General features: G+C 61.4%; 22 protein-coding genes. 9 read left to right on the top strand and 13 right to left on the bottom strand.

Annotation, left to right across the window (positions count from 1 at the left end; genetic code table 11):
- Positions 1 to 55: 55 nt before the first annotated feature.
- Both JQ597_RS06385 and xoxF5 read right to left on the bottom strand, forming a co-directional pair.
- A complete protein-coding gene (locus tag JQ597_RS06385) occupies positions 56 to 544 on the bottom strand; it encodes a c-type cytochrome, methanol metabolism-related (protein WP_211998883.1) in 489 nt (162 codons plus the stop codon).
- A gap of 109 nt (positions 545 to 653) precedes the next feature.
- Positions 654 to 2459: a lanthanide-dependent methanol dehydrogenase XoxF5 gene (xoxF5, locus tag JQ597_RS06390; protein ID WP_212263380.1), complete on the bottom strand. Its 1806-nt coding sequence runs from the start codon at positions 2457 to 2459 to the stop codon at positions 654 to 656.
- A gap of 412 nt (positions 2460 to 2871) precedes the next feature.
- Between xoxF5 and JQ597_RS06395 the strand changes: the two genes are divergently transcribed.
- Together JQ597_RS06395 and JQ597_RS06400 are read left to right on the top strand one after the other, a co-directional pair.
- The gene (locus JQ597_RS06395; RefSeq protein WP_212263381.1) at positions 2872 to 3840 is read left to right on the top strand and encodes a helix-turn-helix domain-containing protein; all 969 of its coding nucleotides are present in this window, start codon (positions 2872 to 2874) and stop codon (positions 3838 to 3840) included.
- Between the two features lie 173 nt (positions 3841 to 4013).
- Complete coding sequence (locus JQ597_RS06400) at positions 4014 to 4406, top strand: hypothetical protein (RefSeq protein WP_212263382.1); 393 nt, start codon at positions 4014 to 4016, stop codon at positions 4404 to 4406.
- Between the two features lie 8 nt (positions 4407 to 4414).
- Here JQ597_RS06400 and JQ597_RS06405 read toward each other — a convergent pair whose 3' ends face one another.
- Complete coding sequence (locus JQ597_RS06405) at positions 4415 to 4618, bottom strand: hypothetical protein (protein WP_249146823.1); 204 nt, start codon at positions 4616 to 4618, stop codon at positions 4415 to 4417.
- Positions 4619 to 4831: 213 nt separating this feature from the next.
- Between JQ597_RS06405 and JQ597_RS06410 the strand changes: the two genes are divergently transcribed.
- A complete protein-coding gene (locus tag JQ597_RS06410) occupies positions 4832 to 5176 on the top strand; it encodes a hypothetical protein (RefSeq protein ID WP_212263383.1) in 345 nt (114 codons plus the stop codon).
- 111 nt (positions 5177 to 5287) lie between these two features.
- On the opposite strand, the gene JQ597_RS06415 is transcribed toward JQ597_RS06410, so the two are convergent.
- From JQ597_RS06415 to JQ597_RS06425, 3 genes are read right to left on the bottom strand one after another with little or no spacing between them, the layout of a single operon-like run.
- Positions 5288 to 5899 carry a hypothetical protein gene (locus tag JQ597_RS06415; protein ID WP_212263384.1) on the bottom strand — a complete coding sequence of 204 codons (612 nt, stop codon included), beginning with the start codon at positions 5897 to 5899 and terminating at the stop codon, positions 5288 to 5290.
- Between the two features lie 2 nt (positions 5900 to 5901).
- Entirely contained in the window at positions 5902 to 6534 is a 633-nt protein-coding gene (locus tag JQ597_RS06420; protein WP_211998808.1) for a hypothetical protein, read from the bottom strand.
- On the bottom strand, positions 6531 to 7304 hold the full coding sequence (locus tag JQ597_RS06425; RefSeq protein WP_212263385.1) for a MotA/TolQ/ExbB proton channel family protein: 774 nt from the start codon (positions 7302 to 7304) through the stop codon (positions 6531 to 6533). The genes JQ597_RS06420 and JQ597_RS06425 overlap by 4 nt, the downstream gene beginning before the upstream one ends.
- A 349-nt stretch (positions 7305 to 7653) precedes the next feature.
- Between JQ597_RS06425 and pqqA the strand changes: the two genes are divergently transcribed.
- The 3 genes from pqqA (at position 7654) to JQ597_RS06440 (ending at position 9321) form a co-directional block, all read left to right on the top strand.
- Positions 7654 to 7734: a pyrroloquinoline quinone precursor peptide PqqA gene (gene pqqA, locus JQ597_RS06430; protein ID WP_192736930.1), complete on the top strand. Its 81-nt coding sequence runs from the start codon at positions 7654 to 7656 to the stop codon at positions 7732 to 7734.
- A gap of 361 nt (positions 7735 to 8095) precedes the next feature.
- Positions 8096 to 8962, top strand: coding sequence for a DUF6662 family protein (locus JQ597_RS06435; RefSeq protein ID WP_212263386.1), 867 nt, complete (start codon positions 8096 to 8098; stop codon positions 8960 to 8962).
- Between the two features lie 122 nt (positions 8963 to 9084).
- Positions 9085 to 9321: a hypothetical protein gene (locus JQ597_RS06440; protein ID WP_212032699.1), complete on the top strand. Its 237-nt coding sequence runs from the start codon at positions 9085 to 9087 to the stop codon at positions 9319 to 9321.
- A 27-nt stretch (positions 9322 to 9348) separates the two neighbouring features.
- On the opposite strand, the gene JQ597_RS06445 is transcribed toward JQ597_RS06440, so the two are convergent.
- From JQ597_RS06445 to JQ597_RS06460, 4 genes are all read right to left on the bottom strand, one after another.
- The gene (locus JQ597_RS06445; protein ID WP_212263387.1) at positions 9349 to 9699 is read right to left on the bottom strand and encodes a hypothetical protein; all 351 of its coding nucleotides are present in this window, start codon (positions 9697 to 9699) and stop codon (positions 9349 to 9351) included.
- 118 nt (positions 9700 to 9817) lie between these two features.
- The gene (locus JQ597_RS06450; protein WP_212263388.1) at positions 9818 to 10543 is read right to left on the bottom strand and encodes an ABC transporter ATP-binding protein; all 726 of its coding nucleotides are present in this window, start codon (positions 10541 to 10543) and stop codon (positions 9818 to 9820) included.
- Complete coding sequence (locus JQ597_RS06455) at positions 10533 to 11270, bottom strand: ABC transporter permease (protein ID WP_212263389.1); 738 nt, start codon at positions 11268 to 11270, stop codon at positions 10533 to 10535. Before JQ597_RS06455 ends, JQ597_RS06450 begins: the two co-directional genes overlap by 11 nt.
- Before the next feature lies 1 nt (position 11271).
- Complete coding sequence (locus JQ597_RS06460; RefSeq protein ID WP_409411271.1) at positions 11272 to 12234, bottom strand: ABC transporter substrate-binding protein; 963 nt, start codon at positions 12232 to 12234, stop codon at positions 11272 to 11274.
- A gap of 96 nt (positions 12235 to 12330) precedes the next feature.
- Here JQ597_RS06460 and JQ597_RS06465 point away from each other — a divergent pair, with 96 nt between their 5' ends.
- Positions 12331 to 12690, top strand: coding sequence for a hypothetical protein (locus JQ597_RS06465; protein WP_212263391.1), 360 nt, complete (start codon positions 12331 to 12333; stop codon positions 12688 to 12690).
- A gap of 60 nt (positions 12691 to 12750) precedes the next feature.
- On the opposite strand, the gene JQ597_RS06470 is transcribed toward JQ597_RS06465, so the two are convergent.
- The gene (locus JQ597_RS06470; RefSeq protein ID WP_212263392.1) at positions 12751 to 13596 is read right to left on the bottom strand and encodes a quinoprotein dehydrogenase-associated SoxYZ-like carrier; all 846 of its coding nucleotides are present in this window, start codon (positions 13594 to 13596) and stop codon (positions 12751 to 12753) included.
- Positions 13597 to 13654: 58 nt separating this feature from the next.
- Positions 13655 to 14581: a quinoprotein relay system zinc metallohydrolase 2 gene (locus tag JQ597_RS06475; RefSeq protein ID WP_212263393.1), complete on the bottom strand. Its 927-nt coding sequence runs from the start codon at positions 14579 to 14581 to the stop codon at positions 13655 to 13657.
- Positions 14582 to 14742: 161 nt separating this feature from the next.
- Here JQ597_RS06475 and JQ597_RS06480 point away from each other — a divergent pair, with 161 nt between their 5' ends.
- Positions 14743 to 15627, top strand: a complete 885-nt coding sequence (locus JQ597_RS06480; protein WP_212263394.1) for a substrate-binding domain-containing protein — start codon at positions 14743 to 14745, stop codon at positions 15625 to 15627.
- Complete coding sequence (locus JQ597_RS06485; RefSeq protein WP_212263395.1) at positions 15624 to 16193, top strand: PQQ-dependent catabolism-associated CXXCW motif protein; 570 nt, start codon at positions 15624 to 15626, stop codon at positions 16191 to 16193. Before JQ597_RS06480 ends, JQ597_RS06485 begins: the two co-directional genes overlap by 4 nt.
- A 60-nt stretch (positions 16194 to 16253) precedes the next feature.
- Here JQ597_RS06485 and JQ597_RS06490 read toward each other — a convergent pair whose 3' ends face one another.
- Positions 16254 to 16868: a hypothetical protein gene (locus JQ597_RS06490; RefSeq protein WP_212263396.1), complete on the bottom strand. Its 615-nt coding sequence runs from the start codon at positions 16866 to 16868 to the stop codon at positions 16254 to 16256.
- Positions 16869 to 16882: the final 14 nt, after the last annotated feature.

Consider the following 16882-nt stretch of genomic DNA (forward strand, 5'->3'; position numbering starts at 1 on the left):
TTTTCGTCTTGAGGGCGCTGCAAGGACACCTGTCCCCCGCGCTCACTCCGGATGATCATTTCTTGCCCATGCAGGAATTCTCCGCCTCGGTGTAGGCGTCAGGCTTGTCTTCCTTCTTGGCAGGACGCACGCGTCCGACCGCGTTATTGGCGCGGGCGCGCAGATAGATGTAGAGGTCGTCCATGTAGCAGGCGACGTTCGGATTATCGCCGAGCGCCGGCATCACGTTCTCCTGCGACGAACTCACGTTCTTGCGGCCGCTCGCGACAACGCCGACGAAGTCTCCGTAGCTCATGGTCTTGACCGAATCCGTGAGGGCGGGGGCGTAGGTCGATCCCATCCCGTCGGGGCCATGGCAGACATGGCATTCAGAGTGATAGCGGCGGTATCCGGAGTAGGTGTACCAATCCACCGTACCGTCAGGGGCGACCTTGAAGGTCGGGGTGCCTTCCTTGTCGAAGTACTTTCCGTCCTCGGACTTGACGGCAGTCGGATCGACCGCGTCTGCAGCGAGAGTAATTCCGCCAGATACCACGAAGATCATCGCGGCACCCACAAACCAGATTGTACGCAAGAGCTTGTCCTCGGGATTTGTTGGGAAGTGCTCCGGCGCATGGAGCCAGTCCATGCGCCGGAAGGGTAGATCGTTCAGTTTACTGCGGCAGGGCGAATACGGTCAGTGATCCGCCAAGCGCCGTGTAGTTGCTAAGCGCAGCGTAGCCGCCGACCGCGCCGAGACCATCGGTCGGATCGGTCAGACCGGCCGCAAGGCCGATGCCTGCCCAGCCACCGACGCCGGACAGAATTGCGACATACTGCCGGCCGCCCTGCTCATAGGTCGTGACGTTGCCGATGATGCCGGACGGGGTCCTGAACTTGTAGAGTTCCTTGCCCGTCTTGGCATCGACCGCCTTGAGGTAACCTTCGAGCGTTCCGTAGAACACCACGCCGCCGGCGGTGGCGAGCGCACCGGACCACACCGAGAACTGCTCCTTGTTCGACCACACGATCTTGCCGGTCTTGTTGTCCCAGGCAATGAAGTTGCCCATGTGGGATTCGCCGGGAGGCGGGTACATCGAGAGCGTCGCCCCGACATAGGGCTGGCCTGCGGTGTAGCTCACCTTGAACGGCTCATAGTCCATGCAGACGTGGTTGGTCGGCACATAGAACAGCTGGGTGTCCGGCGAGTAGGCTGCCGGCTGCTCGTCCTTGGTACCGAGCGCGGCCGGGCAGATGCCCTTGGTATTCTTGTCCTCGCCGGTCTGTTCTGTCGAATATTGACTGACGACCTTGGGACGGCCGTAGGTCGGCGAGCTCTTGTTCATGTCGACGCCGGTGGTCCAGTTGACCTTCGGATCGTACTTTTCGGCGACAAGCAATTCACCGTTGACGCGGTCGAGCGTATAAGCGAGCCCGTTGCGGTCGAAATGGGTGAGAAGCTTGCGCTCCGCGCCATTGAACTGCTGGTCGCTCAGGATCATTTCGTTGACGCCGTCATAGTCCCATTCATCATGGGGCGTCATCTGGTAGACCCAGCGGGCCAACCCGGTATCGGCATTGCGCGCAAAAATGGTCATTGACCACTTGTTGTCGCCCGGGCGCTGCTTCGGGTTCCAGGTCGAGGGATTTCCCGAGCCGTAATAGACCATGTTGAGCGCGGGGTCATAGGACAGCCAGCCCCATGTGCAGCCGCCGCCGATCTTCCACTGATCGCCTTGCCAGGTCTTGATGCTCGAGTCCTTGCCGATCGGCTTGCCGAGATCGGTCGTCTTCTCGGGGTCGACCAAGAGCTGATCATCCGGCCCTTCGGAGAAGGCCCGCCACACCTGCTTGCCTGACTTGAGATCGTAGGCGGTGACGTGACACTGCACGCCGAACTCGCCGCCGGAGATGCCAACCAGGACCTTGTCCTTGATGACGAGCGGTGCGGAAGTGCCGGTTGCGCCCTTGCCGGGATCGCCGTTCTTCACCGACCACTCAAGTTTACCGGTCTTGGCGTCGAGAGCGACCAGCGTGGTGTCGGCCTGGTGCAGGAAGATCTTGCCGTCGCCGTAGGCCACGCCACGGTTTACGGTGTCGCAGCACATCACCGGAATGACGTTCGGATCCTGCTTCGGCTCGTACTTCCAGACGATCTGTTGGTCCTTGGATAGGTCAAGGGCATAGACCTTGTTTGGGAACGGCGTGTGGACATACATCATGTTGCCGATGATGAGCGGTCCGCCTTCGTGGCCACGCAGCACGCCGGTCGAGAAGGTCCAGGCGACCTGGAGCTTGCCGACATTGGCTGCCGTGATCTGGTTGAGTTTCGAGTAGCGTGTATTGGCGTAGTCGCCTGCCGGCATCACCCAATCCTTCGGGTTCTGCGACATTTTGATCAATTCCTCGTTGGCTACGGCGCTGCCCACGGCGAACGCCGCCATGGAACCAAGACAAGTTGCAAATAGCAGTCTGCGCATTGCGTCCTCCCACTGATGAAGCCCAGGTACCGCCGAGGTGGCGGTCCACTTTTTCGATTTTGTCCCGTATCTTTATCCCGTTCGGGAATGGGAAACTTGCCCAAGAGGGAAGGGCATTTGCTCCAAAGCGAACCTCGGCGAGATTTCTGTTTTCCTGCCGATCGCCTGGGGCGTTGCCACACATAAGGCAGTGGTTTTGACCGCCGCTGTGCGGCGCACTACGACGGATGTCGCACGATCGAACTGAACCTTCCCCTTGACGGCGCAGAAACTAAGTCGGAGGATTGTCAAGTGGATGCCGGGACATACGTTGCTTAGGCAACAACGACCGTTCTAAATTGAGGTAAATCAAACTTCACCGTGACCGAGTCTCCCGCGGCAACAGTTACGTTTCTCGAATCGGTGGCTGGAAATGGTTGATACGCTCCACTCGCTTACCACTTCGGGATTGTCGCCGAAGAAGCAGATCCAGTGCTGGTCGGATGCATTGACGGATCTTTGCGGCCAATTTGACATAGATCCGTTGAAAGCTTCGTCGCTCGAAGCGCGTGTCAACTACACGACGGTCTCAAAGCTGAAGCTCTGTCAGATCGAGGTCAGCCAGCATCGCATCGCGCACACCGTGTCCCGTTCAAAAGCCAGCGAGCATCCCTACGTCAAGATATTGTTTCAGACGCATGGCGTTTCCTATTTCGAGCAGGAGGGCCGGCGCATCGATCTGATGCCCGGCGATTGTCTTGCCTACGATGTATCCTGTCCGCATACGATCATCAGCCCGGCGCTGACGCGGCACGAAGTCGTCATTGTGCCGAAGGCGCTGCTGCAGGAGCGCGGCTTCCATACGGCGCGGATGTCGGCGTGCAAGCTCTCGGCGCGCACAGGCACCGGCCGGATTGCCTTTGACTTCGTGCATGCGGCATTTGACCAGGCTGCGAGACTGTCGCCGAACAACGCGGTCGTCGTTGCCGATTCGCTGATCGATCTGTTGCTGTTGCCGCTGCGCGAGGCGGACGCGAGTTTCGATCGCGGTGGCCCCGAGGCGATGTATATTCGCGCTCAGGCCTTCATCCGCGAACATCTGCGCGATCCTGATCTGTGCATCGATCAGATTTCCGCGGCACTGGGCTGCACCAAGCGTTATCTGCACATGCTGTTCAGCGACCGGGGCATGACCGTCAGCGACTATATCTGGCAGGCGCGGTTGCAGAACTGCCGCCATGAACTGGAGACGCACGGTGGCAAGACCGTCACGGATGTCGCATTCTCATGGGGCTTTTCGAGTTCGTCCCATTTCAGCCGGGTCTTCCGCAGGTATTTCGGCATTGTTCCGTCTTCGATCCAGAAGGCGCAGCACAACAGCCCGGCTCCAGACGCTTCCTGAGTTCCTCAACTCGCAACAGCGTCCCTGATCTGAACCCGATCCGTAGATCGAAGCTCCGATGGCGCAGCGGCTCGTCGCCCAACGGGATCCTTGCCTAGCCTGGTTCCTTACGGGCTGTTGGCGGCACGAACATTGCTTTGATCATCCCGCCGGAGAACACAGGAGCGGGACGGATGAAGCAAATCATCCTTTTTCTCGGAATTTTCGGTTGTTCCGTTACAGGGCTCGGCGCGCGCGACCTTGGTCAATGGGAAAACGCGGATCCTGCGATCCGGCAGTGGTACCAATCGCTGATGCAGCCCGACGCTCCCAGCGCATCGTGCTGCGGCGAAGCTGACGCCTACTGGGCCGATGAAATCCACGTCCGGGATGGCAAGACCTACGTGCGCATCACCGATGACCGGCCGGATGAACCGCTCGGCCGGCCCCACGTCAAGAACGGAACGGAAATCGAAATCCCGCACTACAAGCTCAAATGGGACCAGTCGAATCCCACGGGTCACGGCATCGTTTTCATGAACCGCAACGGTCACGTGTTCTGTTACGTCCAGCCCGGCGGCGTATGAGAGCTTCATCAGCCCATAGGAACATGCGGACAGATGCTTGACCGCTTCTGGGACCCACGCTTGTCGATAGGCACATTGCAATCGTCGATCCGCTGCTCGTCCATCCATTTCCTGCCGAGCCGTTCCTTGCCGGTCAGCGTTGCAGGCGGGTTTGCCGAGCCCGGTGCCGGCTGCTTGAGTTGCGAGTTGTCCTGGGCGTCGACCGCTGGCACGAGGCAAATCGCGAGGAGGGCTCCGAGCGTTCCGCAGATCAATGGTCGCATGTGATTAGCCTCGCAAATTGTAGACACTGATATCGGAAACATGAGGTGTGCCCGATTAAACAACAGCGAGATTCGACCCGCCACCCGGAACCCGTGGCCTCCGAGCCGGTTGCTCCTCCGTCCTGACGTGCTGGGGCGCGCGGCAGGTCCAAGGAGGATTAGATGAACACGAAACGACTCATTCTCGCGGCTTGCTCGATCGCTGTTTTGAGCATCGGCACCGCATTGGCAGCCCCCTGCGACACCACCGGTCGCGCCGCAAATCTGAAGGACGCGGGTTCCGGACCCGCATCGGTTGGCACCGGCCAGACCACCGGCATGGCTTCCGATGCCAAGGAACACGCGCCAACCAGCACGATGAATCGTGCAGCCAGCGATGTCGCAGCGTCTTCGCAGGATACGCAAAAGCAGATGCAAGGTCAGCCGACGGCGGCGCAGCAGGCCCAAGGCGCCAAGTCTGATCAGCACAAGTCTGATCAGCAAATGGCTGAAAAGGCCTGCGATTAGGCCAGCTGGGATTAGGCCGGGACCGCCGATCGTGATCGGTTGCGGCTAGCCGCGGCAGAACAGAGGTATTCGGCGTGCTCATTGACTTGCACGTCGCCGCTTCGAACAGCGTCAGGGCCCGTCTTTGGGCGGAAGAATCGGAGCGGGTAGTGGCGCGAATTCGATGTTCCCGGCTTCACCGGTCAGGAACGATAGATCGAGCGGACCGCCGCTCATCGGATCGCCGCCCGGTGCAGCCGTCGGGCGAAGTGTCGAGACATCGGAGGGTCCCTCAGGCGCGGGTTGTCCATTGCCGGATCCGTAATCGGCCGCGCGTCCGCCCTGCGGATGGCCTTTCATGATCTCGTCGCGCGCCGCGGTCACTTTATGCGCGAGTGCCGCGGAATACGGCAAGCGATGGGCCCGCGGCTGACCGCTCGGAAGATTGGCGGCATCGAGTTCCTCGACCCAGATATGCACCGCGCCGGGATCGCGATCGAGCGGGTTCGGCTCGACGACCCGCGCCCACAACAACTGGAACTGCGACGGCAGCGGTGCGGGCGCCGACCAGCCGGCCAGGCCTTCGATGCGGAAGAACGCCACGCAGTAGTAGACGCTGGTGACAAGCACGGCCGCTGCCTTGAGCTGCCAGGATACGCGGGCGCGCAGCACAAATATCAGCAACAACGCCGCCAGCAGCGCGTAGGCGATCGACAGACCCAGGATTTCCTTCTGCAATTCCATGGTCAGCCACTCTTGCTGAGCCGGTTGCGCAGCGTCTGCAGCAGCGACTTTTCGTGATGGTTGACGTCGACGATGCCGCCGCTGGCGTCGATCGAAAAGCGGACGGCGGTGCGTTCAGTGCCCGCGCTTTGCATCACCATCTTGTCGTAGTGGACGACCTGAACCGTCGGATTGAGCTTCTCGACCTTCACCGAGACCGGCACGGGTTCGCGGCCCATCGCGATAAAATGGTAGATATTCACGGTGTATTCGCCGGCGACGATGCCGCGGATGCTGACCGTCTCCTGGCGGATCGGCGACAGGACCTTGCGGCCATTGACCAGAATGAAATCGTTGGCGCCACCACGATCGTCGCGGTCGAGCAGCATGAATCCAGCCTCGCGCCGCCGATACCAGACCATATTGCCAAGCGGGTCCTGGACGAACATGTCGAAGTCATCAGGATGCTGGTCGGGCCAGGCCATCGTGACGAGGAATTCCGCCTTGCTGTCGATCTTGCCATCCTTTGCCTCGGGCGCGATGGCCAGCAATGCGACGAAGAACAGGAATGCGAGGACCTGTAACGCCTTGAACAGCATGACCGCGAACGGATCGAACGGCTCCTCCTGCGGCATGAGGTCATATTCGTCGATCATTCCGCCGCCTCGGGTCGATTCTCCAGGATCGAAACCACGCGGACTTCCGTCAGCCCGACGGCGAAGGCAAACAGCTTCGCGGTCGCATCGTCGAGCATGTAGTACTGGATCCTGACGAGGATGGAACCGACGAGACCGGCGAGCGTCGTGTACATGGCAACCGCCATGCCGTCGCTCATCAGATTCATCGAAGACCTGACCGTGCTGCGGTCGCTGGGATCTAACCCTGCAATTGGCGCCAGCATCATGATGAAGCCGATGATCGTACCGAGCAGGCCCAGCTTCATCAGCGTGTCGCTGGCGAAGGCGCCAAACTGGTTGGAGCCGCGGAGCCGGCTGGCCAGCCCGCGCAGCAGCAGCGTCTGATCGAGCTTCCGGGATCCCTGCAGGCGTGCCTTGACGGCAAGGTCGCGAATGTGAGCCGCGACCAGACCGGTTGGAAGCTGGCCGGCGCCTTCGACGACGACGACGGCGTCGCCGTCAAGATCAAGGCGACCCGATCCAGACGCGATCAATGCGCCGGTGCGGCGCGCCGCATCGCCCTCGCGTGCGATCACGATCGTGCGCCACAGGCAGTGTAGCGACGTCGCAAAATAGAGCAGAGCGATGATCGGCGAAAGATAGGTACGATCGCCAGCGACCATCTGCCGAACGAGGCCGAAGCGCCACAAAAGAAAGAACGCAAAAATCCACAGCCCGGTGAAGACCAGCCATCGCAACAGAGGCCCGCGGTCACCAAAAGAATCAAGATCGCCACTCGCCGTTGGCATCCGGACACCTCGACCCAAGAACCTGGACCCAAGAACCTCGACCCAAGAGAACGCCAACCTTCCACATGTCGCATGGGCAGGCAAACCGAATTCGTCAAATGTCGATTCAAGCTTCCGTTGGGCACAAGGTCTTTCACGGCCCGTGCGCTATTGCGCTCATGCCGCGAGACGATCCGGTGTTCCGCATTTGCCCAAGAGGGAAGTAACTTTGTCCGAGAGAGAAATTTCGAGCGCAAGTGCGGCAATCCAGCGTTGTGCGGTCGATGTTCCGTACTTGCGCTGCGTCCGGGGCCGCCCTAGGTTCTGCCCCGGCGTGAACGTCGCGCCAAACTAGTTGGGAGGACCCCGAATGACTTGGAAGACTCCGAAAATCGTCGAAGTGTCGGTGGGCATGGAAATCAACATGTACGCCTGCGCATCGCGCAAATAGACTGCATCGAAACGTTCTGCCCGGCTCTGGCTGCACTCTGCTGCTACGAGCCGCGGCAGGCGTCCGGTTCAAGATCCAGTCCGACTCGAGATTTAGTCCGGCTCAATATTTCAGAACATCGCCTCGCGAAATCACGCAGCGTCCAACTCCCTTTGCATTGATCGGCGCCGTCAGGCTTCTTGCAGAAGAAGCTTGTCATTCCATTTTCCCTTATTGGCGTCCTCGCGCCGGCACCTTCTGCCATGGCCGGAATTCAGGGATTACGCCTTCCGATTCCTTGGCCGCCGCCATCTGCGCCATGCTAGGGTGCCGGCAGTGACGCCTCGTTCATTCCCGTCGTTTTCATTCCTGTGGCTCGTGGATGCCAATTCGTTCCAACACCTGCCGGGCGGCATTCGTCTGTCTCTCCGTGCTGCTTCCGGGTGCTGTTTGCGCGGAGGGGATTGATACCGAGCATCTGTTCGGCTTCATGATCGGCACGGATATCGGCAGTGTCGGCGAGCGCGAGCTGCAGAGCGAGACCACCGGGCGTTTTTCCAAAAATGGTGGAAAGTACCGCGCGATCGGGCAGGAATTCGAATTGGAGTTCGTGCCTGCCAGAAATGTTCGGGTGGAGTTGGGAACCAGCTTTGCGTCCCATTACATCCGCGGCGTTCCAGGTTTGGAGGATCGGCGCCAGTTGTCGTGGGAAGGCGTGTCCTTGGACCTGCGCTACCGGTTTCTCGATCGGGACGCGGCCCCATTTGGCTTTACCGTCGCGGTAGAGAGCCACGGCAACCGCATTGACGAGACTACGGCGGCGGCGGTGCGAAGCTACGGGGGCGGACTGACGCTGGCGTTCGACCGCGAGATAGTTCCGAACGTCGCCGTCGCTGCACTCAATCTGATCTACCAGCCGGAATGGACGCGCGTTGTCGGCACCGGAGCCGCAGACCAGGAATCAACCATCGGCGCTGCGCTCGCCTTGATGGTGCAAACGCGTCCGGGTTTCTTTCTCGGCGGTGAAGCACGCTACCTGCGGCAATATGAAGGGATCGGGTTGCAGGAACTCGCAGGCCAGGCACTGTTTGTCGGGCCCACGGCCTATTTTCAATTGTCGCCGCGCTCACGATTGACCGCGGCCTGGAGCGTTCAGGCATGGGGACGTCCGGCCGGATCGAATGCGGCGCTCGATCTCGTCAACTTCGAACGCCATCACGCGCGGCTGATTTTCGGCGTTAACTTTTGAGCCTGTGCGGCTAACACGAGGTCGCCGGGTACCGGGTTTTCGCGGTGTGGTGAAACTTTTCGCTGCCTGTTACGTAGCTGTTTGTGTTATCTATTCAACGCACTAGCTCTGGGATCTCGGGCATGAATGCGATCGATTTGGTACTGACAGTGTGTGCCGTGCTGTCGCCGGCCACCTGCGAGGAGAGGCACCTTGTGTTTTCCTCGGATGTTTCCCCGCGGCAATGCGTCATGGCTGCGCAGCCCTATATCGCGCAATGGGTCGGCGAGCATCCGAAATGGACCGCGGTGAAGTGGCGCTGCGAATATCCGCGCCCCAACGACCGGGCGGATAAGGGCGAAGCTGCGCCCGCAGGCTGAAGCCATCTTGTCAGGGCGTCGCAAGGTCTACTTGTTGCAGTCCTTTAAATCCTTGTCGGCAATCGAAAATACGGCATCCGCCTTGATTTCGATATCTCTCACCAGACATTGCCTTGCGTCGGGATAGCTCACCTTGGCATCGTAGCGTCCGGGCTCCACGCCCGTGATGCGCAGGCGTTCGTCGTGGTCGACCTCCTTGTCCTTGTCGGTCAGGGTCAGGTTAGGTCCCCAGGCGTCTTTGCCGGCCGGCGATAGCTGGAAGCCCGATATTGTCGAGGTGGTCAGGTTCCAGAGCCGGATGCCCTTGCCCTTGCTCTGCGCGGCGAGTTCGCCTGCGCCCGCCAACAACAGCACGACCAAGGCCAATATCCATCGCATTATCAGATCCTCCCGCGGCAAACCTCAAGCTCTTCCTACCTTATCAGACGTTTCCGGTTTTTCGCCGTCTCGAAATTTTCTGGTGCTTTCAAACTCGCTGAATCACATCAAGCAGTTATCAGGCATCCCGCTCGGTGAGACCGCCGTTGATCCGCCGCATGATGTCTGACTTGATCGCAGCGATCTCGGCGTCGCCCCGCGCACGACGCGGCGTGCGGATGGGCAGGTCGGCAACAACCCGAGCCGGTCGCGGCGACAGCAGGAACAGGCGGTCGCCGAGACGAGCCGCATCGTCCACGTCATGGGTCACCAGCAGCGTCATCACGGAACGGCCGTCGACCAGCATGGCAATCTGATCGCGCAGACGGACGGCGAGCGCGTCATCGAGCGAGGCCAGCGGTTCGTCGAGAATCAGGAAATCCGGCTCGATGGCGAATGCGCGGGCGAGCGCGACGCGCCGGGCAAGGCCGAGTGATAATTCGCCGGGAAAATGCTTGCGATGTGCGCCCAATTCCAGAATTTCGAACAGCGCTGAAAGCTTCGCCTCGTCGGCCAGAGGTGCGACAAGCCGCACGTTTTCTTCGACCGATCGCCATGGCAGCAGCCGGGGTTCCTGGAACACGACGCCGATTCGTGCGCCGGCGGGACGCACGACGCGCCCTTGAAAGTCGTGGTCAAGGCCGGCGAGAATCCTCAACATGGTGCTCTTGCCGCAGCCGGATGGACCGACGAACACGCCAACCTCTCCTGCATCGAGCGTAAAGGCCACGCCGGCGATCACGTCGTGCTGTTCGCCCGCCGCGTTCCTGAACTTCTTGCTGGCGATATCAACCTCAAGCCGCACGGGGGCGCCACCGGGATAGCCGGGCCTCAAATGGCTGCACCAACACGGTTTCGATGACGAGCACGACAGCCGCGAAGCTCAGTGAATAGGCCAGCAAAAGCGGGATGTCGAACAATTGGAACGCCACGCCAATCTCGAAGCCAACGCCGTTCGGCCGTCCAAGCAACTCCGCAACAAGGACGATCTTCCAGACCAGGGAAAGTCCCGATCGCGCAGCGGCTGCGATATAGGGCGCCAGTTGCGGCAAGATGACGTGCCGGAACGTCCTTCCGCGCGGCAACGCAAATACTGTCGCCATTTCGTCGAGCGCCGCGTCGAGCGCCCGCGCGCCCTCACGCAGCGTAACGACGGCGGTCGGCAGCTTGTTGATGGCAATTGCCGCAATTGCGGCGACTTCGGTCAATCCGGCCCAGATGTAGGCGAGCACGATGACCACGAGCGCCGGCAGATTGAGCAGCAGGATCAGCCAGGGGTCACCCAGCCGATCGGCAAGCCGCACCCGGCCCATCAGGTAGCCGATGGCGGCACCCAGCGTCATCGCCAGGGTGAAGGCGAGCGCCACGCGCGCCAATGTCACGCCGAGATTGAGGAACAAGGCGCCCGACTTCGCTTCCGCAAGCATAGCCGCGAGCACGGTGGGCGGAGGCGGCAGCTTCGCATCGCCGGCGAGCAGCGAGGCGATCCACCAGGTTGCGAAAAACACGGCGAATGAAAACAGACGCGGCACCTCAGTCTCCCGGGATCGCGTGATAGAATGTGCCGGAAGCGAGTTCCGGCGCCGCCCCGACAAGTTCGCGGCCACCGATCCCAGCCAGCACGCGGTAGAGGATGCGCGCGTCGGCTTCCTCGTCGGCGATCGGGCGACGTGGAATTCCCTCCCGGTAGCGATCGCGATAGACGCGGAGCGTTGCGGTGTCGGGGGCGCCGGTCAGCGGCGCAATTTTCTCCCACTCGGCATCCGAGGTCGACAGGATCTCTTTCGCCATGCGGGTCATGGCGATAAAGCGGGCCACCGTGTCCTGGTTGGCGTTCGCCCATGCTTCGTCGAAGACGTAGCCGATCATCGCGGTGCGGCCGGTGGCGCCAAGTTTCGGCAGCAGATCCTCAACGCCGGCGACGCGGCGGAAGCCTTTCGCTTCCAGCACGGCGCAGAAATTCCAGTAGTTCATGGTGGCATCCATTTCTCCGCTGAGCGTCTTTGCCGTCAGCAGCGGCGGCGCGCCGTAAGCGATGGTCGCCTCCGACTTCAGGTCGATGCCGCCCTGTTTCAGCCACGCTTGCAGCAGCAGCCAGTTCTTGTCGATCGGGCCGCCGGCAACGGCGAGCTTGCGGCCCTTGAGGTCGGCCAAGGTCTGGATCGGCGACGCGGCCGGTACCATGACGGCGCCGAGCGCGCTCGAATAGGGATAGAATGTCAGCTTGGCGCCAAGTGTGCGTTCGCGCGATACCCACAGCCAGTCGGAGACGATGATGTCGGCGTTGCCGGCGCGAAGCGCGATCTTGCCCGCCTCCGGGCTCGCGAGTTCGACAACCCCCACCGAGAGATTGGCCTGTTTGTCGAGACCATGGGCGCGGATCACAGCAAGTTCCCACGCGAAGGTTCCGGTTTTTTGCACCGCAACCCGCACGGTCTCGGCGCTGTGGCATGTACCGACCTGCGCAACGGCCAAAATAACCGCAGCCAGCAGCATCCGAATGCAAATTGTCATGGTGAGCCGTTTCCGCGCGCATCTTTTCTTGAGGACTGTCATAGCATAGCTTCCACGCTTCGTAGCGGGAGGAAGATCATGTCAGCTGTCGGATCGGTACGACGTATTGTCGCCGCGTTGTCAGCGTTGACGGCGATGGCAACGATGGCGCGGGCCGAAGTGATCAACGACTATCCGACGTCGGCGCGCGCCGAATACGTCTTTGGTTGTCTCAAGGCGAATGGCGAGACGCGGCAGGCGATCGAACAATGCTCCTGCTCGATCGATATCATCGCGTCGATCGTACCCTATGAGCGCTATGTCTCGGCTGAAACCGTCCTGAGCATGGCGCAGGTCAGGGGCAATCTGGGCGGGCAGTTCCGCACGTCAGAGCAGGCGGCGAACGCGCTCAATGATCTCAGGCGCGCACAGGCCGAAGCGGAAGTGCGATGTTTCTAGAAGTACGATGTTTCTAGACGTCGTCGCGATGTGCTGGCGGTATTGCCCCGCCGCGTTGCGTCAGATCCCGGAATCGTCGACCTTCCATTCCTTCTGGAATACGTGGCCTTTGGTATCCCTGGCTTCGGCACGGAAGCGCGTCGCGCCGTTCGAAACATAGGTAAAGCGGATGTTAGGATCTTCCGAGATCGAGATTCCGCCTTCCATCGCCAGCACCAGACTATCGTCCTGCCACAGCCGCAACTGGTCGACGAAGAAGGCCGGGATGTAGAGCTGGGTCACCTGATCCATCTGAAGGCCGGAATGGCTGGGATGACCGATCATGATCTGCGCCTCGCGGGTGCCGCTGGTGGGTCCCTGGCCAGATCCTTGACCAGCACGCGCGAATTGCCGGTATCGCATCTGCCCCAGGCGGCTCTTGGCTTCGTCGGCGACCTTGGTTGCCGGTGCGGAGCAGCCGCCGGAAGCCTTCACATAAGTCTTCGTCATATAGAGCTTGCCGTCGCTCAGTTCGGCCACGGCATGAACATCGGTGTAGTTGTTGACGCGCACGCGCGTCGAGATTTCCGTCACATTGGCGTCCGGACCCAGTTCGAACTTCGCCGCCATCGGCGCCGGATTCTGGTCGATCACCAGCGTGATTCTCAACACGCGGCGGCTGTCGCTAGGCGGGAGCTTGGTGCGCAGGGTGACGGGAACGATCGCCGCATCCTCGGCGCGGTACGGCATCTCGATGGCGATCACGTCTGCGCCGTCGTTCATCGGGCGGTTGTTGAAGATGTCCTGTACCAGTCCGGGCCACGGATCGTTGGCCTCGGGCGTTGCCGCAGGCGCAATGCGCGCGCCGACGAGCATGACGCTCAGGAGGCTGGCGATGCAGAGCAGGTGGAAACGACGTCCGGGCATGGCGGCACCCCTTCGCTGGGATGGAACGTAGCGTCGCCAGTATACGTCATCGGGCGGGCTATTCCCATTCAATTTCCGAAAATGCGGTTGTTGCATTGCGTGCATTGTAGTCGTCGAACAGTTGCCATCGCGGTCGCTCGCTGGCCGCGGCGGTGTCGGCGGCGACCGTGATCGGAGCGCCACGGGCGACCAGCTTGCGGACATCGGCCGCCAGCGTTTCGAGGTAACGGCGTTGGTCGGCGAGGGCGCCCGGCCATTCGCTCACAGGTCCGTGACCGGGAATCACGCGTTGCGCGGGAAGCGTGCCGAGTTCGTCGGTCACGGCGAGCCATCCGCGAATACTGCCGTCCAGCACCGGAATGTGGCCAAGGAACACCAGATCGCCCGCGAACAGGGTTTTGGTTTGCTCGTCGAACACGGTGAGGTCGTTGTCGCTGTGCGCGGCCGGCCACGACTTCAAGGTCATGATTCGCGAGCCGAGATCGAGCTTGACCGTGCCGTCGACAAGGAGAGTGGGCGGTAACATGCGCACCCCATCCAGGGACTTCTCACCCATGATCCGGCGAAATGCATCGAGATAGAATGGTCCGCGCGCCGCCAGCGCCCGCGGCAGGTTCCGATGACCGACGAACTCGGTTCCATCGCCAGCGAATGCGGCGCCGCCAAAGACATGGTCCGGATGGCCGTGGGTGTAGATGACGTAGCGGATCGGTCTGTCGGTTCGCGCACGGATCGCCGCAAGCAGCCGCTGGCCCTCGCGAACGCTTCCCCCGGTGTCGATCACTGCCACCGCGCTCTCGCCGATGATGAATCCTATGTTCGCGGTCGCGCCGTCGTTCTCGCCCGTCATCAGCGCGGTCAGGCCCTGGTGCGCGAATATTCCGGGGGCGACTTCGCTCACAGGCAATTCTTGCTGCTGGGCCTGCGCTAGGGTCGACGTCGCGAAAACCACGAGTAGGGCAAGAACCGAAGCGCCATGAGCCATGTTTCTGCCTCAGTCTCGTCCGGAAGCGATCTCGGGTTTCGTCGAGCTGGTTTGCGTCGCAGCATGCAACACAAATCCAGCACGGGGATATTCCTGTTGCACGCTCTGGCACGCTGAGCAATTGATGGATGGCGGGCGTTCGATCAAGAAGGGAATGCATGATGACAGATTGGGGACAACGCCGCCGCTTGCTGGTCTCGCTTCTCGCGATCACAGCAATATTCGCCGGTCGCGACATCGCCGGAGCCCAGACCAACGACAGCACCGACCTGTCCATCGAGCTCATCGATCCCAAGGTGCTGAGGGTTTGCGCTGACCCGCGCAATTTGCCGTTCTCGAACGACAAGGGCGAGGGAATCGAAAACAAGCTCGGTGAGCTGTTCGCCGAAAAGCTGCAGAAAAAGCTGGACTATGCGTACTATCCGCAAGCGGCCGGCTTTGTCCGGATGACGCTCGCCGCACATCGTTGCGACGTCATCATGGGCTACCCGCAAGGCGACGACCTGGTGCAAGGCACCAATCCCTACTACCGGACCGCTTACGCGCTGGTGGTCAGGCAGGGCAGCGGCCTTGACGAGGTCGCGACACTGGGTGACGCGCGCCTCAAGGGCAAGCATATCGGCATTGTTGCCGGCACGCCGCCCGCCACCAACATGACAGCAAATGGTTTGATGGCGGAAGCCAAGTCCTATCCACTGATGGTCGATACGCGGATCGATTCATCGGCAGAAGTCATGATCAAGGATCTGACGTCGGGAAAGATCGACGCCGCCATTCTGTGGGGACCGCTCGCCGGCTTTTACGCCGGGAAGGCAAATCCGCCGCTTCACGTCACGCCGCTCGTCAAGGAAACCACGGGGCCTCGGCTCGTCTATCGCATCGGCATGGGCGTCCGGCCGGCCGACCAGAACTGGAAGCGGATGCTCAACCGTCTGATCCAGGAGAACCAGCCGGCCATCAACAGGATACTGCTCGACTTCGGCGTTCCCTTGCTCGACGAGAATGACCGGCCGATCGGCGCAGAGACGGCGAAGAAGTCACCGTGATACGAACGCTGGCGTGCGCGGTCGTTGCGACCTTTGTCCTCGCAGCCAACGTTCTCGCGCAGCAGAATGTGCCGGAGCCGGACGGATATCGCACGGATAATTATCGCGCGGCTGTTCCTGCGACCCTCGCCGGCGTACGCGTCCTTACGACGGCAGAGGCCGAAGCGATCTGGCGCGCCGGCAGCGGTGTTTTTATCGACGTGCTGCCGCGTGCGCCGAAGCCGCCAAATCTTCCCGCCGGCACGGTCTGGCGTGACAAGCCGCGGCTCAACATCCCCGGCAGCATCTGGTTGCCCGATACGGGGCACGGCAAACTGGCAGAGCCAACCGAGGCCTATCTGCGGCGCGGGCTAGAGCGGGTGTCTCATGGCAACAAGGCCGCGTTGCTTGTGATCTACTGTCAGGAGAATTGCTGGATGTCGTGGAACGCGGCGAAGCGGGTCCTGTCCTACGGCTATCCCAATGTGGCCTGGTACCCGGACGGAACCGAAGGTTGGGAGCGCGCCAGCCTGCCGGTCGCCGAAGCGACGCCTGAGCCCAGAACCGATGAGGAAGGGGGCAGATGAAGGGCCTGACGCAAAATTGCGAAAACAACCCCATGCAAAGTAGAATGGGCGGCGCGTTCGTTACTCGATCTCCTGCTGAATCATGCGGCCGAGCGCGAACAACCGCTGGTCGATCGCGGTGGGCACCTCGCAGACGAATTTGACCACGCGCTGCCGGTCTTCAAAGATCCGGGTTTGCCAGACCATTTGATTGCTGAGTTCGTCGATCTTGGGCTGATCGGGCGGGGACGCACCCTGCAGGGCATGCAGGGCGGACACGTCGGACCGGATCTTGTCGGCGGCCTCGCGCTGCTTGCGGGTGATCCGTTCCAATCCGTTCATGACCGACGCGCGCTGCGCGTTGAGGCTGTCGAACAGTCCGGCGAACAGCAGCTTGCCTGTCGTGGCCTTGTCGGTCGCCGGGCTGCCAAGAAATTCCGTGATCAGTTTCTGGGCGTCGTCAAGGGAAGTCCGTCTTGCGGCCAGCCTCGACACCAGCGGGCTCACCTTGGCATCGTCCTTCCATTTGTCCTTGACGTCGTCGAGTGGCGGACCGGCCCACACCGCGGTGAGCGAGATTTCCGGGACCTTGGCCTGGGTGCACGGCCAGTCCGGATAGCGCGGATCGGCGGCCAAGCCGGCCTTGGTCGATGCTGCGACAAGGAAGAGCGTCCCGATTGCGATCTGCCATCTCATGTTTTGCCTCCGGC

Source organism: Bradyrhizobium sp. AUGA SZCCT0177, assembly GCF_018130125.1.
GTDB lineage: Bacteria > Pseudomonadota > Alphaproteobacteria > Rhizobiales > Xanthobacteraceae > Bradyrhizobium.

Bases quoted from the DNA above. Each gene is read 5' to 3' on its own strand.
- JQ597_RS06385 (WP_211998883.1), bottom strand. From the start codon at position 544: ATGATCTTCGTGGTATCTGGCGGAATTACTCTCGCTGCAGACGCGGTC.
- xoxF5 (WP_212263380.1), bottom strand. From the start codon at position 2,459: ATGCGCAGACTGCTATTTGCAACTTGTCTTGGTTCCATGGCGGCGTTC.
- JQ597_RS06395 (WP_212263381.1), top strand. From the start codon at position 2,872: ATGGTTGATACGCTCCACTCGCTTACCACTTCGGGATTGTCGCCGAAG.
- JQ597_RS06400 (WP_212263382.1), top strand. From the start codon at position 4,014: ATGAAGCAAATCATCCTTTTTCTCGGAATTTTCGGTTGTTCCGTTACA.
- JQ597_RS06410 (WP_212263383.1), top strand. From the start codon at position 4,832: ATGAACACGAAACGACTCATTCTCGCGGCTTGCTCGATCGCTGTTTTG.
- JQ597_RS06415 (WP_212263384.1), bottom strand. From the start codon at position 5,899: ATGGAATTGCAGAAGGAAATCCTGGGTCTGTCGATCGCCTACGCGCTG.
- JQ597_RS06420 (WP_211998808.1), bottom strand. From the start codon at position 6,534: ATGATCGACGAATATGACCTCATGCCGCAGGAGGAGCCGTTCGATCCG.
- JQ597_RS06425 (WP_212263385.1), bottom strand. From the start codon at position 7,304: ATGCCAACGGCGAGTGGCGATCTTGATTCTTTTGGTGACCGCGGGCCT.
- pqqA (WP_192736930.1), top strand. From the start codon at position 7,654: ATGACTTGGAAGACTCCGAAAATCGTCGAAGTGTCGGTGGGCATGGAA.
- JQ597_RS06435 (WP_212263386.1), top strand. From the start codon at position 8,096: ATGCCAATTCGTTCCAACACCTGCCGGGCGGCATTCGTCTGTCTCTCC.
- JQ597_RS06440 (WP_212032699.1), top strand. From the start codon at position 9,085: ATGAATGCGATCGATTTGGTACTGACAGTGTGTGCCGTGCTGTCGCCG.
- JQ597_RS06445 (WP_212263387.1), bottom strand. From the start codon at position 9,699: ATGCGATGGATATTGGCCTTGGTCGTGCTGTTGTTGGCGGGCGCAGGC.
- JQ597_RS06460 (WP_409411271.1), bottom strand. From the start codon at position 12,234: ATGCTGCTGGCTGCGGTTATTTTGGCCGTTGCGCAGGTCGGTACATGC.
- JQ597_RS06465 (WP_212263391.1), top strand. From the start codon at position 12,331: ATGTCAGCTGTCGGATCGGTACGACGTATTGTCGCCGCGTTGTCAGCG.
- JQ597_RS06470 (WP_212263392.1), bottom strand. From the start codon at position 13,596: ATGCCCGGACGTCGTTTCCACCTGCTCTGCATCGCCAGCCTCCTGAGC.
- JQ597_RS06475 (WP_212263393.1), bottom strand. From the start codon at position 14,581: ATGGCTCATGGCGCTTCGGTTCTTGCCCTACTCGTGGTTTTCGCGACG.
- JQ597_RS06480 (WP_212263394.1), top strand. From the start codon at position 14,743: ATGACAGATTGGGGACAACGCCGCCGCTTGCTGGTCTCGCTTCTCGCG.
- JQ597_RS06490 (WP_212263396.1), bottom strand. From the start codon at position 16,868: ATGAGATGGCAGATCGCAATCGGGACGCTCTTCCTTGTCGCAGCATCG.